A 16,210-nucleotide genomic window follows, 5' to 3' on the forward strand; every position below is an offset into this window, starting at 1 on the left:
CAGTCGTTGACCAGCATCTCTCACCCTTGCTGCGAGCGCATCACCGTCGGAGTCGACACCCACAAGCACGCCCACGTCGCGGTCGCCCTCAACGAGATCGGCGGACGGGTCGCCGAGCTCACCATCGAGGTCCACCCCGACGGCTACCGGCAGCTCGAGCAGTGGGCCCTGGCGTTGGGCGGCCGCGCCGTCTTCGGCATCGAGGGGACCGGCTCCTACGGCGCCGGCCTGGCCTCCCACCTGCGTAGACAGGGTCACCGCGTCATCGAGGTGATGCGCCCTGACCGCCAGCAGCGCTATCTGCGCGGCAAGAACGACGCCCTGGACGCCGAGAACGCCGCCCGCGCCGTCCTGGCCGGCACCGCCACCGCCATTCCCAAGACCGGCGACGGCTGCGTAGAGATGATCCGGCAGATCAAAATAGCCAAGGACACCGCGGTCAAATCCCGCAGCCAAGCAATGATCACTCTCAAGACCATCATCGTGAATGCGCCCGCACAATTGCGCGAAGAACTCGAGCGGCTCTCGGATCGGAAACTGATCGACCGATGCGCCGATCTGACCTACGCATCGATGACGAACCCCGCGGACGCGGCCTGCTACACCCTGCGGACCCTGGCCCGCAGATACCGCCACCTCAGCCAAGAGATCGACATCTCCGAACGCATCCTGGCCACCCTCACCGAACGCGCCGCACCCCAGCTGACCAGCATCATCGGCATCGGAGCCGATTCCGCGGCCGAGCTGCTCATCGTTGCCGGCGACAACCCCGAACGAATCAGGAACGAGGCCGCATTCGCGAAACTCTGCGGCGTCTGCCCCATCCCCGCCTCCTCAGGAAAGACCAACCGGCACCGGCTCTATCGCGGCGGCCACCGCCAGGCCAACGCCGCCCTGCACCGCATCGCCCTCAGCCGGATGCGGTTCCACCAGCCGACCATCGAATACGCCGCACGACGCACCGCGGAAGGCAAGTCGAAACTCGAGATCATGCGCTGCCTGAAGCGATTCATCGCACGGGAGATCTACCATTTCCTGCTGGCCGACTTCAGAAAACAGCAATCGGCTCTGCCTCTTGACGAATCATAGGAGCATCAACGCCGTGGCCGAGGCATTCTGGGGACGCATGCAGACCGAACTCCTCGACCGGCAACGCTGGAAGACCCGCGTCGAACTCGCGAACGCGATCTTCGAGTACATCGAAGGGTTCTACAACCGCCGCCGACGCCACTCCGCCCTGGACTGGATGAGCCCACTACAGTTCGAAACCACCCGCTCGCCGAGCCTGATCTCCTCACCAGCGAGTCCGTGAAACCGGGGGAACATCACGCTGTCCGTGCCGCAGGGGGAACCTCACGGGTCTCACCTGTTCGTTCGTCCTGCTGACCCTGTCCGACGGGCAGACCCTCGCCTGCAGTGAGGATCGGTCCGGAGGACGATTCATGGACAAATCGGCAGAGGTTCGATGGTAGACCGCCATTGACGAGGCCATCAAAGGCAAAGCTCTGCCCGTCCGAGCATCGGCGGACTTGATCCGCCGGATTCCGGGAGAGTCGAGTCATGTCGGATCTTGAAAAGCTGCACTGGCGCAAGAGCAGCCGTAGCAGCGGCAACGGTGGTGCCTGCGTCGAACTGGCGCAGACGCGGACGGGTGTCGCCGTCAGGGACTCGAAGAGCCGCGAGCGCGGGGCCCTTCGCGTATCCAGGCAGACGTTCGCGCAGTTCAGCGAACATATCCGCCTGTCCTGACAGCGCCGCGCCCGTCGCCTTGAACGCCTTCGGCGGCGGTCACGACCGTCACCAGAGAATCTGCCACAGCCATACCGACTTGTCCTCGGTACCGACGGCCAGGGTCTTGCCGTCGGGGCTGAAGGCCGCGGCATAGACCTCGGCGGAGCCATGGTCGAGGGCAGTTCGCTCGGTGCGGGTGACGACGTCCCAGAGGCGGACCTTGCCGTCGAAGCAGCCGGTGGCCATGAGGGCGATGACGGGGTTGAAGGCCAGGGCGGAGACGGCCGCGGGGTGGGGGATGGCCGGGCCGGATGCGGACGCCCTGTGGCCGGTGACTCCCCAGAGGCGGACGGCGTTGTCGAAACCGGCGGTGGCCAAGAGGGTGCCGTCAGGGGTGAACGCCACTTCGGCCACCATGCCATCGTGGTCGAGACGGGGACCTTCGGCGGAGTGGTCGTCCACATCCCATAGCTGACCCCACCCCGACTCCTCGGAGCCCTCCGAGACGCCGCTGGCGAGGACGCCGTCCGGGCTGAAGGCCAGCGCATAAACGCGCTCTCCGTGGTCGAGCGCCTCACCGTCCTCGATGAACGACTCCACTTCCCACAGGCGCACCGTGGAGTCGCCGCCGACGGCCACCAGATCTCCTGTGCGATTGAAGGCCAGCGAGTATGTCGATTCGAAGTCGGCCGCCGCATGGAGAATGGCTCCGGTGGTGGCATCCCACAGGGTCAAGGGGCTTTCTATGCCCCCGGTGGCCAGGAGAAGGCTGTCCGGGTCCGGGCTGAACGCCACCGCGCGGACCGCGCCGTTGTGCTTGAGGTTTTTGCCTCTCTGGTCTCGGGTCTCCAGATCCCATATCTGCGCCTGGCCGGCATTGGTGCCGCTTCCGGTGGCGAGAAGACGGGAGTCGGGGCTGAACGCCACGGCGAAGACGGGGTACTTATGGGGCAGTTTGCCTATCAGTTTGGCTGTGACGGACTCTGTGCTCTTTTCCAGGTAACCGCCGTCATCGGTGCCTTTGAGCTGTTCCGCGGCATAGTACGTCGCGGGCAGAGCGACGAGCGTGCCGGCGGCCGCTCCCAGACCGAGCAGGACCTTCCGGCGGCTGGGAGCGGGCGGCTCCTGCCGGGCGGGGGTCGCGATGGTCGCCGTGGATGCCGGTATCAGGGGCACCGCGTTCGGCAACGTATCGGGTGGAGGCGGGGGAGCGAGGAGCCGGGTGGCGGCCTGATCGGCGGTGGGCCGCAGCGACGGGTCCTTGGTCAGCAGTCCGTACAGCAGCGGCTGAAGGGGCCCGGCGTGGACCATGGGCCGGGGCTCGCCGCGGCTGACGGCCAGAAGCATTGCGGCCATGGTGGGCGCGGAGAAGGCGGGCCGTCCTTCGACGGCGTGGTAGAGGGTCGCGCCGAGAGCCCACAGATCGCAGGCGGGCGCCGCCTCCTGCCCGTTCAGCTGCTCGGGTGCCATGTACGCGGGAGTCCCGATGATCACCCCGGTCGGCGTCAGGGTGGTGGTGGCCCCGTCCAGTGCGGCGATGCCGAAGTCGGTGAGGACGGCGCGCTCCCCGTCCAGCAGGATGTTCGCCGGCTTGACGTCCCGGTGCACGATGCCCGCCGCATGGGCCGCGGCCAGGGCCGAGGCGACCTGCGCCCCTATCGCCGCCGCCCGCCCGGGACGGAGCCTTCCCTCGTCCCTGATCAACTGGCCGAGGGACCGTCCCGGAACGAACTCCATGACGATCCACGGCAGCCCGTCCTCGTCGAGGAACTGGTCGTGAACGGTGATGATCCCCGGATGCTGCAGCATCGCGGCCGCCCGCGCCTCGCGTTCCATCCGGGCGACATGACGTCGCGCCACCGCGTCGGTCCCCGCAGGTATCTTGAGCTGCTTGAGCGCCACGTTCCGCTGGAGCCGCTCGTCCCTGGCCTTCCAGGCGGTCCCCATCCCGCCCGCGCCGAGCAGTTCCACCAGCAGATACCGGCCGAGGACCAGCGCCCCCGTTTTCGCTTCCATGTCTCCGCACCAAACCACGCTGGTCGGTCTGCCTGAAGTGTCGCGAGATGATCGTAATGCGTTCGAGTCTGGAGGCCCCCGACAGACGTGGGGGTGTTCACGCCGCAGGAGGATGGCGACCCGGCCCGAAACTCCTGCAGCTACGGCGAGCCGCAAGGTAGGCGTTGATCTGCGTCTACCTGGGGGTTGCTGCACCCCCGTGGATGATGCGGTGGATGGTGGAGCAGCCGACGCTGCACTCGGTGGCCAGGTCGGCGAGGGAGACCTCGCCTTCGGCGTAGCGGCGGCGGATGGAGCGGCGGGCGGGCTCGGGCGGCTTGGGCTGCTTGCCTTTGGGCTTGCCGTTCTTCTTGGCCAGGGCCATGCCCTCGCGAGCGCGCATGTGGCCGAGGTTGGCTTCGAACTCCGCGACCATGGCGAGGGTCTGGAGGAACAGCCCCGGCCGAACGGGTCGCTCCAGTCATGGATCGTCGCGCCGACCCCGAACAGGGACACCCCGGCCGGACAGCCCCGTCAGGATCTCGTTCGCCTCGGCCATGTTGCAAGCGAACCGATCGAACTTCGTCACGGTGAAGACGCTGCCGTCCCACACCGCCGCGAGGGCTTGGTCGAGACCGTTCCGGTTGCGGCGGGTGGTTCCGGAGAAGCCGCAGTCGATGTAGATGCGGTCGGCGGGGACGCCGAGCGCGAGGAGCTGCTCGGTCTGGATCTGAACGTCTTGCTCATCGGTGGTGCAGCGGGCGTATCCGACGCGTCGGATCTCGGTCACGCCCTCCAGCGTTCCGCAGGACCCCCTTCACCGGAACGGAATCCGGAACACCTTGACCTGGGGTTCTGTTCGGGTCGGCTGGTGTTCCGGTGGAGGATCTCCTTGCGGAACAACTCATGATCTTGCCTGTGTCAGAGCGGAGGGAAGGCGCCGGGAGCGAGGGCCATGTTGCTTGCTGTGCTCTTGGCGGACCGGAGTGTGAACAGCGGGCGGCGATCGGTCCCGTCGAGAGCGACGGTGGAGTAGACGATCGGTCCGTTCTGGATGGATCTGATGATCAGACGTCCGTGGATCGTGGCATGAACTTGGAAGGCGTCAAGGTCTGGGCCTACGGCCATTTCCCTGGTGTCGAGGTTGCGGAACCAGATCTTGTCGTCGCCGTCCTCGGTCCGGCCCTCGTGCACGACGGTGTGGTCGTCCAGCCAGGTCCCGTTCGACCATCCGAGGAGGGCCGTCCATGGAGTGTCGGCCAGCACGGTCCCGGTGGCGGCGTCGACGACCACGGTCGACCAGTCCTCGTCGTCGATCTCTTCCTGCCATTCGGTGTAGGTTGCAGCGATCTTCCGTCCGTCGGGCGACCAGCCGAGACCGAAGCCGTCGCCGGTGCCGGTCTTCGCCCAGATCCTTCGGCGTCGGCCGTCGGCGAGGTCGATGAGCTCGATCACCGCCTGGACGGGAGGGTCTCCGTCTTCGGTGTTCGGGTCATCGATGCCCATCACGGCGAGCACGGTGCCGTCGGGCGAGAGCACCGCCGTCTGGTCCTGCTGGTAGTCCGGCGTGCTGAACCAGCGCTCCTCACCGCTGGCCAGGATCCGGATACCCACCCTGGTCACCTGCGGATGGACGCCGAGGCCGCGGTCGATCAGCACCAGGCGCGTCCCGTCGTAGGACAGCGAGTCGATCTCGGCGTCCGGCCGTCCACCGGGGATCCGGAGGAAGGCATCGGCATCGGCGTCGAACACCACCGCCAGCTCATCTCGAACACCAGGGCCCGTCTCCAAGATCAGACTCGCTCTGCGGACCAGACGTACCGGCAGGTCATCAAGGTCGACGACTTCTGGAAAGACCGTCATGGCTAGCTCCTCACGGTGGGGGACAGCGTGGCGAAAGGTCTCACACGCCGCTGACACAATCACCGGTCGAGCGATCATGGATGCGCAGCCGGTCAGGCCGCGAGGTCGAGACGGCTTTCCATGTCGAGGAGAAACCGGCCGTAGGGGTTGACGTGGGCCCAGAAGAGAGGAGAGAGCGTGCCGGTCTTCGTCGTTGAGCTTGCCTGCCCAGGTCGGATCGCGCAGGACGGCTTGCAGGAGGTGGAGGGCGAGCATGGAGACTCGGCGTGCTCGCGGTCGGCCCCGGTGGTGGTGCCCTCACGGCCGTAGAAGATCTTGTCGTTGGCGCCGTTCCAGTTCTCGACGACCTGCAGGCCATTGTTGATCTCGCGACGGAGGCCTTCGTCGGCAAGGTAGTCGCAGGCGAAGATAGTGCGGACCACACGGCCGAGTTCCTCCAGCACCAAGTAGACGGGCTGTTCGGGGCCGGTGCCCTTCATGAACCGGCGCAGAACCTGCTCGGTCTCGTTGGTGCACAGCCGCAGCGCGGTCGCATATTTGATCATCTGGTCGTAATTGCGGGTGATGAGGTCCCAGTCGATCGGCCGCTTCTTCAGCTTGGGCCGAGGCGCCTGGTTCGCCGAGGGCGCATACAGCTGGATCGTGCCGATGTTCTTCAATCTGGGCAGCAGCTTGAACCCGAGCAGTTCGGTGAAGGCGAACCCGACCAGGCTGGCGCCGTGCGTATCGGTGTAGTTGGCGTCGATGTCGGCATCGGTGCCGTGCCGCAGCAGCCCCTCGATCATTGCCGCGACCTCGCTGGAGGAGCAGGACTTGAGCTGGGAGCAGATGCACAGTCGGCCCTTATCGACGTGCCAGTAGATCATGACGCCGTGGCCGCCGTACCGGGCATGGAACTCGGTCATCAGGTTGGAGTCCTGGGAGGCGAACCGCTTGGAGTCCGACGCTGTGCTGGTGGCCGTCCCCCACCATTTCGGGTCGCGGGCCTCCAGGGTGGCGTTGACCACCGCCACGATCGCGGCTCGCAGGTTCTCCCGGGTGATGTAGGTCTGCCGGACGTGCCGCAGTTCGGCCTCCGAACGGCCATTTCAGATCTGCTGTCTGCAGCCCGAGTTGCTCGGCGACGTAGTCGACCACCGCGGCGGGGACGTCCTCGGGATCGTCCGAGAAGCAGTTCAAGAACCGTGCGGTGCCGAGCTGCACGGACCAGCCGAGCTGGTTGCGGGCGCCGTTGGCGGCCGTCGCCCGGCGCCGGTCATCGGCATCGAGGTGGAAGAAGGCACCCAACTGAGCGATGTCGGGCACGGCGTTGTAGGCGCCGTATCGGCTGCGTTGCTCGGCGGTGAGGAAACTGACCGGCATGAGGGCCTCCAGGCATGCCAGGGCGCCCCCGGATATCAGCAGCGGTCAAGCCAGATGATCGACGTGACCGATTACGTGCTGAATTGTGGCAGTCGCACGGCAGCCATGACCACCGTCGTCAGGTTCATGACGGTCGGGTTGCACGCGTGTGTGAAATACCGCCACTCGCGTCGGCGGGAACCCGTCCTACTCGGTGACCGCTCGCCCGCCGGTGCGCTCGACCACCTCATCGAAGAACCCGGCTTAACCGAAGTTGAATTGGACGGCCAGCAGGTACTGCATCATGGCGAACTCCTTGGAAAGGATCAGGCGGACAGGCGGCGGGCGATGGCCGGGACCACGATCGCGGCGGCGACCACGTGCGTCAGCATCAGCAGCACCCTCGTGGCCGCGGACGCGTCCACGAGCACATCCGGCACCAGCGACAACACAGTGAGCACAACCGTGGTATGGACGAACACCGTGCGCGGACGGCGAACCAAGCGAGCCAGCACCAACCCCACCACGGAGAAGACAACGCTCAGCACGGTGAACCCGGACACCGGGCTCGGCGCGCCGCCGACAACAAGGCTGATCCCGGCGAACTCACCCACCGCGGCGAATCCATCCACGCCATCGCCGTCGGAGTAAAGGTCTCCGTCGGCGTTGTCCACAAGCCCCTCGCAGACGCCCAGCTCGCCGCCGCAGAGGGCAATCCCCGCTGACCAGCCCGACTGGCGACCCGCGCGTACCGGCTGTGTCGCACACCGATCGCTAGCGGGACGTCCCGACGCGCTCGCTTCTTTGGGCGAGGCTCTGGAGTTGCCCTGTGTGCACGTCGCTCACCCATTCCCAGCCGGGCTTAGCCGACGGGCCGATCCGCGGGTCGCCGGGATCCCGGCCGTCACACAAGGCGTGCACATACGCCCGATCTTGATTGATCCGTGCCTGTACCTGATCGGCTCCGCCGACGGATCCGTGACCCGGGACGACGACATCGACGTCGCCCGCCACTCCTTCGAGCAGCCGCAGCGCTGCGAGGTAGTCCTCGATCGGGTCATTGATGCTGTTCAAGTCGCCGAGCATCGGAATCAGGACATCAGAGAGCATGTCGCCGGCGACGAGAACCCCGCGTTCTTCGATCAACAGCGCCGCGTGGCCCGGGGCATGCGCTTGATGCTCGATGATCCGGACTTGAGGGCCGTCCCAAGGAATCCGCGCGGTTTCGGCGGGCAGGCCGGTAATGAGGCCGAGCAGGTCCAGCGGGACCTGTCCGGTGATTTCCGTCTCGAGCAGGTGGTCGGCGATGCGGGCCTTCGCACCTGCGTCCGACAGCAGATCTCGCATAGCAGCCGCGCAACGGTCAGTACCGTAACGGGGCGCCTCACCGAGCTCGGCGTGCCAGAGCACGTGATCCCAATCGGGATGCGTCGAGAACCCTGCCACAACGGTCTGGCCCAACTCGTGAAGGTCGTTCGCGAGGCAGTCGATCTCGGAGCCGGTCACCCCGGGGTCGATGAGCAGCACGCCGGCCCGGCCCTGCACGACAACGGCGTTGCTCTGCACGAACTCGCTCTCGTGGACCAGCACACTCTCCGCGACCTGCCTCAGCACGAGCTCGCCTGCACTTTCCACCCTGCGGTCTGCGGCTCGGCGCCGTTCATTTGTCGCCTCCTGTGATCTGTTCGCGGGTTTGTGACATTGTCGAAGAGAGATGGCCCCGCCTGTCGCTTGGCCAAAGTGCCAGTCCCCGTGCCCCGGTCGGGAGCTCATCTGGATGGTTCGCCACCGAGGAACCCGGCAGGTCACTCAGCTTGGCAGGAATTGGTACACGCCGGTAAGGTCCGATCCTGTGGGGCGATCGGGGACCAATTCCGGGCCGGCCGAGGACTTGCTCATCGAGCTGGACCGCGACGCCGGGGTGCCGTTGCACCGGCAGATCGAGGCGTCCATCCGCGCAAGCATCCGGGACGGCCGGCTGCGAGCGGGTGCGTCGCTGCCGCCCACCCGCACCCTCGCGGCCGGGCACGGGGTTTCCCGCGGGGTGGTCGTGGAGGCCTACCAGCAGCTCGTGGCCGAGGGCTACCTCGTCAGCCGATCGGGCGGTTATACCCAGGTCGCCGCATCGATGCCGCCGGCCGACGCCGACGCGGGCTCCGCGGCTTTGACGGCGGTCTCGACGGCGCAGCCGGTCGCACGCAGCGTCGGCTTCAAGGTCGACTTCGGGTACGGGCGCACCGACGTGTCGCAGTTCCCGCGGGCCGCCTGGCTGCGCTCGGTCCGTACCGTGCTCGCCACCGCGCCCAACGACCGGTTCGCCTACCTCGACGGGCGTGGCGTGCCGGAACTGCACCAAGCCCTGTGCGACTACCTCAACCGGGTACGCGGCACGCTGGCCGTCCCCGGCAACGTGGTCGTCTGCAACGGCTACGGGCAGGGCATCTTGCTGCTGATCCAGGTGCTCGCGCGGCGCGGCGCCAGGCGGATCGCCTTGGAGGACCCGTCGTCCGACGACGACGCCCGGGTGCTGGCCGGGGCCGCGGGACTGGACGTGGTCGGTATCCCGGTGGGTCCGGACGGCGTACAGGTCGACGCTCTCGATCTGGCCGACGCCGACGCGGTCGTGCTCACGCCGTCGCACCAGTGGCCGACCGGCGGGGTGCTGTCGGCGGAGGCCAGGGCCGAGGTGATCCGCTGGGCGAGGCGCCGCGGCGCGATCGTGATCGAGGACGACTACGACGCGGAGTACCGCTACGACCGGTCGCCGGTGGGCGCCATGCAGGGCCTGGCGCCCGATCACGTCGTCTACTGCGGCACGGCCAGCAAGACGCTCGCGCCGGGGTTGCGGCTCGGCTGGCTGGTAGCGCCCGCCCACCTGGTCGCCGACGTCGCCGCGGCCAAGGTGCTCGCCGACCGCGGTTCGTCGGTCATCGACCAGCTGACGTTCGCCGACTTTCTCGGCCGCGGCGAGTTCGACCGTCACCTGCGCCGGATGCGTCCGGTGTACCGGCGCCGCCGCGACGCGCTGCTGGACGCGCTGCGCACCCATCTGCCGGATCTGCGACCGGCCGGGATCGCCGCCGGGCAGCACGTGGTCGCCTGGCTCCCGCCCGACCTCGACGAGGCGGCGGTGGTGGCGGCAGCCGCCCGGCACGGGCTCGGCATCCAGGGCGTCGGGCCGTTCCGGATCGCCGGCGCCGGGCCCGGTGGCCTGATCTTCGGCTACGCCACCCTCAGCGAGAGCGCCATCGCCGAAGGGATCGCGCTGCTGGCGACGGCCATCCGGGAGGTAGGGGGATCCTGACGCGGCCCGTCACAGTGCCGGACGGATGTTCTGGTTCAGATGGAACACGTTCGCCGGGTCGTAGGTGGTCTTCAACGCGGTCAGCCTGGCCAGCTTCGCGGCCGAGTACGCCCGACGCAGGCCGCGCTGCCCGTCGGCCAGCTCGTCGGTCGTCAACGAGTTGACGTACACCCCACCGGCGTACGGCTCGAGCGACGCACCGGCGGCGCGGGCGGCACCCATCCTGGCGTCATCCTCGGCCGGGTCGGTCCACCGGGAGCCGGCACCGAACTCGAACATCGTGCCGCGGTGACTGAACGCTGCGTCCGCCTCCGGGACATCGGCGATCGCGCCGCCGTGCGCCTGCAGGCCGACGCCCGGCAGGTCCGGACTCGCGCTCAGGTCGGCGCCGCCGCGCAGCAGGAACGCCTCGATCGCCGCGGTGGGAAAGCTCCGCAGGTAGTGCCCCTTGGAATAGCGGCGGTATGCGTGGCCGCCGGTGGAGTCGTCGCATTGCTGAAGTTCGAGGTAGGACGGTGTGGTGACGCGGGAGGCGACGGGACGCCCGAGCGCCCGCATCGCGGGCAGCAGCAGGCGGCCCTCGGCCGGGTCGCCGACCCACACGAACCCCAGCGTGGCGATCGGGCCGGCGGGACGACCGCCGACACTGGCGGTGAACGTCGCCTGCCGGGGCGCGACGGCGTTCAGGTCGCGCCAGCCCTCGATGACCGGCACGGCGTCCTCGGCGCGGAAATCGAACTCGGCGATCAGCGTCCGCGTGCCGGTGCGATGCAACTGGAACTCGAACTCGGTGACGATGCCGAAGTTGCCACCACCGCCGCGCAGACCCCAGAACAGGTCGGGGTTCTTGGTGCGGCTCGCGGTCGCCACGTCCCCCTCGGCGGTGACCATCGTGTAAGAGACGACGTTGTCGCAGGCCAGGCCGTACTGGCGGGCCAGCCAGCCCATGCCGCCGCCGAGCGTGAGCCCGCCGACGCCGGTGTGCGAGACGTTGCCGGCGGTGGTGGCCAGGCCGTACGCCTGGGACGCCCGGTCCAGCGCGCCGAGCAGCGCACCGCCCTGCACCCGGGCTCGGCGACGGGCCGGGTCGATCCGGACACCGCCCATGGGCGTCAGATCGATCATGAGTCCACCGTCAGGCACGGCGAAGCCGGCCGCGTTGTGGCCGCCGCAGCGCACGCCGATCTCCAGGTCCAGTTCCCGCGCCAGCCGCACGGCGGCGACCACGTCGGCGACCCCCGCCGCACGGACGATCATGCGTGGACGCCGGTCGACCATGGCGTTCCAGACAGTGCGGGCGGTGTCGTAACCGGCGTCGCCAGGCGTGAGCACCTGGCCGTCGAAGCGGGTCCCTGTCGTTGCCATGCCACTCAGCGTGGCAGGAATCGGTACACGCGATGGGGTCCAAATCCGTAGGCAAATTGAGGACCAATTCAGGGTCGGTCAAAGATCTGCTCATCGATTTCGCACCCGGCTGTCTGCCGGGTCTGCGTGCCCGGCGCGCCGGGCACCGCGGGAACCGAGGGCCCGCGAACTCCAGGCCCCTGGTCCAGGCGCCGCGGCCAGGGCAGTATCCATGCTTGCCACGAAATGCCCAGTCTGATGCCCAGAAAAGACCAGGCTTGGATCACCGGTGGCTGCGGCGGTCTGGCATGTCGTTCACGGCCTCGGGTGGTCTTCGGGCCGTCTCACCAGCCGGTGAGGTCGACCACGCAGGAGCAGCGCGGGTCGGTGTCGTCCTGCGTCCGGCGTTCCTCCTCGGTGATCAGGGAGGGCAGCGCCGCCAGGAGAGCAGTGCTGGGGTCCGACGGTCGTACTGGTCCTGGACGGCACGCTGATCCGCACCGACCGGGTGAAGGCCGACCGGCCGTACTACTCCACCAAACACCGTTTCCACGGGATGAACGTCCAGGTCATTGCCGCACCCGACGGCACCATCGTGTGGACCTCGGGTGCGATGCCGGGCAAGCCCCACGACCTGACCGCCGCCCGGGCGTGGGGGATCTCGCGCGAGTCGGACAGGACGGGGATCCTCACCCTGGCGGACAAGGCCTACCAAGGGGTTCGGGGCCGCCGTCGTCCTCACCCCGTACAAGGGCAAGGGCGAACCTGCAGCTGAAGTCATGGAGGATCCTGCGCCGACTGTGCTGCAGCCCCTGCAAAGCCGGACACCTCGTCAAGGCCATCGCCGTTCTGCAGAACCACCGGGTCACTCAAGCAGCCCGAGGATGAAAAACGCTCATTGCAGAGACAGCCAGAGTTTCCGCTAAAGGTCCTTATAGGGATATGGGAGACTGCTATGCTCGCGGCCGATTACCAAGGTGAGGAGCCTGCCCCCCGATGTTCGAGTTCGCTTCCATGGAATGGATCTGGACCGACCGCTCCATCCGGGTCAACCTGCCCGGAAATCAGGAGTACATGTACACCGGCTACTTCGACGAGGTTGTCGCCATTCAAAACGACCTTGGCGCGCAGGGCTGGGATGTCGCCACCAGTGTCGCCAGCGCCAATTGGATCTACTGGACTCTGCGCCGCAGCCGTTGATCCTCCGCCGTTGCGGACTCCCGCCGGCGGCGAACCCTAAGAACGATCAAAAGATCTGCACGTCAGCGGATCGCCCAGCGGCTACGACTTTCGAGCTCTTGACAGTGCGGCACGCCTGTTCGAGGCGGCTGTAGTCGTAGCCGGTCGGAGTGCCGCGCAGCTCGCCGGGGCATTGCGCTCCCCTGATGGGGTGCAGGGCGCGTCCCCCTCCGCGGCGGCCTTGATGACCTTCCGGTCGAACGCCGGGTCCAGGTGGCGAGGTGTCGTCGGCCATGGGAAGAGTCACCGCGTCCTGTCCCGTGCGGGACGGGACGGGTGTCCCGGGACATCGCGCGGCCGGGCATCTAGCGTTCGCCGGGACGCAGGTTCCGCGCGGACGGCGCGGCGGCCCGGAGAAGGGATGAGGCGCGGGCATCGCCGGGCCCGCGGGAACGGCATCTGCGGATTACCAGCCGAACGTTCGGTTCTACGACCACGTGCTGTACCGGCTGCGTGACTTCTCGGGCCGCTGCCTCGGCATGCATCCCCTCGGGGGCTTCACCCCCGCCGTCACCTCGTGCACCGGTAACACCGACCAGAGGTGGCGGGCCGTGTGCGGCAGCGGAAACTCGACGACAGAGTGCTCTTTCATCTGGGGACTCGTTAATGAGGAGAACGGCCAATGCCTGACCCGCAACCCCTCCGGTAATTTCGCCATCTACGCCTCCTGCGGCGGCTACCGCCTACGGGAGCAGCTGCTGAGGCAGCGATGGATCTCCTCCCTCGACCGCTACCAATTCACCCTCGGAGACACCTGGGATCTCCTGGCGCCCGTCTCCCTTTCCGGCCCGTTCTCACCCGTCGCCTATGTCAACGAGGACTACACCGAACGCACCCGCTGGATCGTCCACGCCATCAACTGACCGAACCAGGATCTGCGTTCGAGACCGGCTACAGCCTGCGGTATCGCCCCGCGGGTCACGCTCCGCTGTCCAACCTCCACAACTTGGCCGCGTACGACGCGACCACCGGCGTGATCAGCTCGGGAGAACCCCTCCTCGCCCCAGGCGAGCACCGGACCAGCCGCGGCCAAAGCCGCGTCTCTCAGCGCCCCGTGGCGTTGTCCCCTCCGGGAGATGCTCGCACTGCTCGTCCTCGGCCTGGTCTTCGCCCTGGACGCCGCGCCTGCCGTCCGTCACCCGAACCCAGTGCGACCGTCTTCTCGGCGACCGGCCCCGCATGCGGGAAGCCGGGCAATTGCCCTCCTGCCCATGCCGCCCGCATGACCCGATCCCCACGCCGGCCGCCCAGTCGGCCTTTGTCGGCCCATTCGTAGGCGGTGAGGCACGCCGGCCAAGAGTTCGCGATGCCTCAAGTCGAATGAGACGGGACGGCTGCGCGAGCGGATCCTCGGCGGCCTACCGAGGGGGCGGGGACTGGCGTTCGCCTTCGATCCGCCGCAGGTAGTCCTCGACGACGGCGGTCATCTGGTCGTGGCCGACGGAGATCTCGAACGACTGCTCCATGAGCAGGAACCGGGAGACGCTGGACAGGAAGAGGATCAGGGCCAGTGGCGGCCAGGTGTCGGACGCGACCCCGCGTTCTCGGAGGACGCGGGTGACCGCTTCCTCCTGGAGGCGGCGGAACCTGCTGGAGGAGTCCGCGATGACGCCGCGGATCGCCTTGCGGTGGTTGGCCAGGGCCACGAATTCCATGGTGAGGGCGCTGTGGGACTGGTCTTGCATCATGTCCCACAGCGCCCAGAGCGGCTGGGGAGAGGCGAGGGCCTCGGCCTGGCGGCGGAAGGTCTTGTCGGCGCCCCGCTGGAACAGCTCGGTGAACAGGTCGTCCATGACGCCGAAGTGGTAGTAGACCATTCCCTGGTTGACGTCGGCTCGGGCGGCGACCTTGCGTGTGGTGACCCCCGCGTAGCCTTCTTCCAGCATGATCTGCTCGGCCGCGTCGAGAATGGCTTCGCGAGTCCGCGTGCTTTCGGCTCTGCTGGTGCGACTCGGCCTCATGGCCTTCCTCTCAGATTCGGAGACGCTTGTTACCGAACCGGATCGCTCATCATCCCATGTCACGCTCCGCGCGGGTCGAGACTATCGCGCGCCGGTGGCGGTGATCGTCCCGGTCACGGCATGGCCCCGCCGCGGCCTTCCGACACCATCATGACCTGCGGCAACAGGGGAATGCGTCGGTCCACGACGCGGGACATCTCACGCACCGCATGCGAATCGGCACGCTGCGGATCAGGCCGAGCACCCCTTGACATCCCCTGCGGCTGCCTCTAACAATCATTCTAGTCAGTCGACTAATTACCGCCTGGTGATGCCTTGCCGCCCCTGGGCGGAAGGAAACGAGATCGTCATTCTGTGCTTTTTGTCTTCTGAATTGGGGCTGAGATGATCGGCGGAGGCCCACCCCCCGACAGGGGGGTTCATTCGTTGAAAATCGCCGCTGTCCTCCGTGAGACGGCGGATGCCACATCGTTTGTCCTGGACGTTCCCGATGGATTGGCGGAGAGCTATTCCTACCGGGCGGGCCAGTTCCTGACGTTCCGGGTGGAGCTCGACGGCGTTACTCATGCGCGGTCGTATTCGATGTCCTCCTCGCCGTTGCTGGACGAGCGGATGAGGGTGACGGTGAAGCGGGTGCCGGGCGGGGTGGTGTCGAACTGGATGAACGACGTGTTGGCGCCGGGCGATGAGATCGCCGCGACGGTGCCCGCCGGGTCGTTCGTGGTCGGCGGGGATGACGGCGAGGTCGTGGCGTTCGCCGGCGGCAGCGGGATCACGCCGGTGCTGTCGATCGTCAAGACGGTGCTGGCCGGTTCGGGCCGGCGGGTGCGGCTGCTGTACGCCAACCGGGACTGGGATTCGGTGATCTTCCGGCGGGAGCTGGAGGAGCTGTCCGGCCGGTACGCCGATCGGCTGGCGGTGGAGTTCCACCACGACGACGAGCGCGGGCTGCTGGGTCCCGAGGCGGTCCGGGCGTTCGCGGACGGGACCGGGCCGGGGGAGTTCTTCGTCTGCGGGCCGGAGCCGTTCATGGACTGCGTGCGCAAGGCGTTGGCCGATGCGGGCGTGGCGGAGGCGAGGGTCCGTTTCGAGCGGTTCACCCCGGAGCCGGAGTCGGCGGTGGAGCCGCCGGGGCAGGCGCCGCCGGTCCGGGTGTCGGTTCGGCTCGGCCGTCAGGACGTCTCGGGGGAGGCGCGTGCCGGTTCCACACTTCTCCAATGCGCGCGGGCGCTGGGGCTGCGGGCGCCGTCGTCGTGCGAGAGCGGGAGCTGCGCGACGTGCATGGCGCGGGTCGTGGAGGGCTCGGCGCGGATGCGCAACAACGAGGCGCTGACGCCCGAGGAGGTCGACGAGGGCTGGGTGCTGACCTGCCAGGCCGTACCGACGACCCCGTCGGTGCGCGTGGTCTATGAGTAGGAGAGCCGTGGATCAC

14 protein-coding genes and 4 pseudogenes are annotated in these 16,210 nt (G+C 67.8%); 8 read left to right on the forward strand and 10 right to left on the reverse strand.

What is annotated here, in order from left to right:
• Window positions 1-6 precede the first annotated feature (6 nt).
• From C2865_RS22870 to C2865_RS22880, 3 genes and pseudogenes are all read left to right on the forward strand, one after another.
• On the forward strand, window positions 7-1,089 hold the full coding sequence (locus C2865_RS22870) for an IS110 family RNA-guided transposase (RefSeq protein WP_198653511.1): 1,083 nt from the start codon (window positions 7-9) through the stop codon (window positions 1,087-1,089).
• A gap of 7 nt (window positions 1,090-1,096) precedes the next feature.
• Window positions 1,097-1,241 (forward strand): annotated as a pseudogene (locus tag C2865_RS22875) (IS3 family transposase); the annotation flags it as partial.
• A gap of 319 nt (window positions 1,242-1,560) precedes the next feature.
• Window positions 1,561-1,749 carry a DUF397 domain-containing protein gene (locus tag C2865_RS22880; RefSeq protein ID WP_106400582.1) on the forward strand — a complete coding sequence of 63 codons (189 nt, stop codon included), beginning with the start codon at window positions 1,561-1,563 and terminating at the stop codon, window positions 1,747-1,749.
• A gap of 48 nt (window positions 1,750-1,797) precedes the next feature.
• Here the strand turns inward: C2865_RS22880 and C2865_RS22885 are convergent, their stop codons facing one another.
• From C2865_RS22885 to C2865_RS22915, 8 genes and pseudogenes are all read right to left on the reverse strand, one after another.
• Window positions 1,798-3,747 (reverse strand): WD40 repeat domain-containing serine/threonine protein kinase, encoded by a 1,950-nt coding sequence (locus C2865_RS22885; protein ID WP_106400583.1) that lies wholly within the window; start codon window positions 3,745-3,747, stop codon window positions 1,798-1,800.
• Window positions 3,748-3,922: 175 nt separating this feature from the next.
• On the reverse strand, window positions 3,923-4,129 hold the full coding sequence (locus C2865_RS40130) for a hypothetical protein (protein ID WP_198653512.1): 207 nt from the start codon (window positions 4,127-4,129) through the stop codon (window positions 3,923-3,925).
• 78 nt (window positions 4,130-4,207) lie between these two features.
• Complete coding sequence (locus tag C2865_RS40135; RefSeq protein WP_198653513.1) at window positions 4,208-4,516, reverse strand: recombinase family protein; 309 nt, start codon at window positions 4,514-4,516, stop codon at window positions 4,208-4,210.
• Window positions 4,517-4,647: 131 nt separating this feature from the next.
• On the reverse strand, window positions 4,648-5,667 hold the full coding sequence (locus C2865_RS22895) for a TolB-like translocation protein (protein ID WP_157963876.1): 1,020 nt from the start codon (window positions 5,665-5,667) through the stop codon (window positions 4,648-4,650).
• 14 nt (window positions 5,668-5,681) lie between these two features.
• Window positions 5,682-6,662: pseudogene (locus C2865_RS22900) on the reverse strand (Tn3 family transposase); the annotation flags it as partial.
• Between the two features lie 22 nt (window positions 6,663-6,684).
• Window positions 6,685-6,951: pseudogene (locus C2865_RS41855) on the reverse strand (DUF4158 domain-containing protein); the annotation flags it as partial.
• A gap of 305 nt (window positions 6,952-7,256) precedes the next feature.
• A complete protein-coding gene (locus tag C2865_RS22910) occupies window positions 7,257-7,604 on the reverse strand; it encodes a DUF6069 family protein (RefSeq protein ID WP_198653514.1) in 348 nt (115 codons plus the stop codon).
• Between the two features lie 100 nt (window positions 7,605-7,704).
• The gene (locus C2865_RS22915; RefSeq protein WP_106400708.1) at window positions 7,705-8,544 is read right to left on the reverse strand and encodes an MBL fold metallo-hydrolase; all 840 of its coding nucleotides are present in this window, start codon (window positions 8,542-8,544) and stop codon (window positions 7,705-7,707) included.
• Between the two features lie 277 nt (window positions 8,545-8,821).
• On the opposite strand from C2865_RS22915, the gene pdxR reads away from it, so the two are divergent.
• Window positions 8,822-10,234, forward strand: a complete 1,413-nt coding sequence (pdxR, locus tag C2865_RS22920; protein ID WP_198653515.1) for a MocR-like pyridoxine biosynthesis transcription factor PdxR — start codon at window positions 8,822-8,824, stop codon at window positions 10,232-10,234.
• A gap of 9 nt (window positions 10,235-10,243) precedes the next feature.
• Here the strand turns inward: pdxR and C2865_RS22925 are convergent, their stop codons facing one another.
• Window positions 10,244-11,599: an FAD-binding oxidoreductase gene (locus C2865_RS22925; RefSeq protein WP_106400587.1), complete on the reverse strand. Its 1,356-nt coding sequence runs from the start codon at window positions 11,597-11,599 to the stop codon at window positions 10,244-10,246.
• A gap of 448 nt (window positions 11,600-12,047) precedes the next feature.
• Between C2865_RS22925 and C2865_RS22930 the strand changes: the two are divergent.
• The 3 genes and pseudogenes from C2865_RS22930 to C2865_RS22940 form a co-directional block, all read left to right on the forward strand.
• Window positions 12,048-12,353 (forward strand): annotated as a pseudogene (locus tag C2865_RS22930) (transposase family protein); the annotation flags it as partial.
• Window positions 12,354-12,574: 221 nt separating this feature from the next.
• Window positions 12,575-12,778 carry a hypothetical protein gene (locus C2865_RS22935; RefSeq protein ID WP_106400589.1) on the forward strand — a complete coding sequence of 68 codons (204 nt, stop codon included), beginning with the start codon at window positions 12,575-12,577 and terminating at the stop codon, window positions 12,776-12,778.
• A gap of 590 nt (window positions 12,779-13,368) precedes the next feature.
• On the forward strand, window positions 13,369-13,680 hold the full coding sequence (locus C2865_RS22940) for a hypothetical protein (protein ID WP_157963877.1): 312 nt from the start codon (window positions 13,369-13,371) through the stop codon (window positions 13,678-13,680).
• 495 nt (window positions 13,681-14,175) lie between these two features.
• Here C2865_RS22940 and C2865_RS22945 read toward each other — a convergent pair whose 3' ends face one another.
• Window positions 14,176-14,778: a TetR/AcrR family transcriptional regulator gene (locus C2865_RS22945; protein WP_106400591.1), complete on the reverse strand. Its 603-nt coding sequence runs from the start codon at window positions 14,776-14,778 to the stop codon at window positions 14,176-14,178.
• Window positions 14,779-15,162: 384 nt separating this feature from the next.
• On the opposite strand from C2865_RS22945, the gene C2865_RS22950 reads away from it, so the two are divergent.
• Window positions 15,163-16,194, forward strand: coding sequence for a ferredoxin--NADP reductase (locus tag C2865_RS22950; RefSeq protein WP_106400592.1), 1,032 nt, complete (start codon window positions 15,163-15,165; stop codon window positions 16,192-16,194).
• The last annotated feature ends 16 nt before the right edge of the window (window positions 16,195-16,210 follow it).

Source organism: Actinocorallia populi, assembly GCF_002995495.1.
GTDB lineage: Bacteria > Actinomycetota > Actinomycetes > Streptosporangiales > Streptosporangiaceae > Actinocorallia > Actinocorallia populi.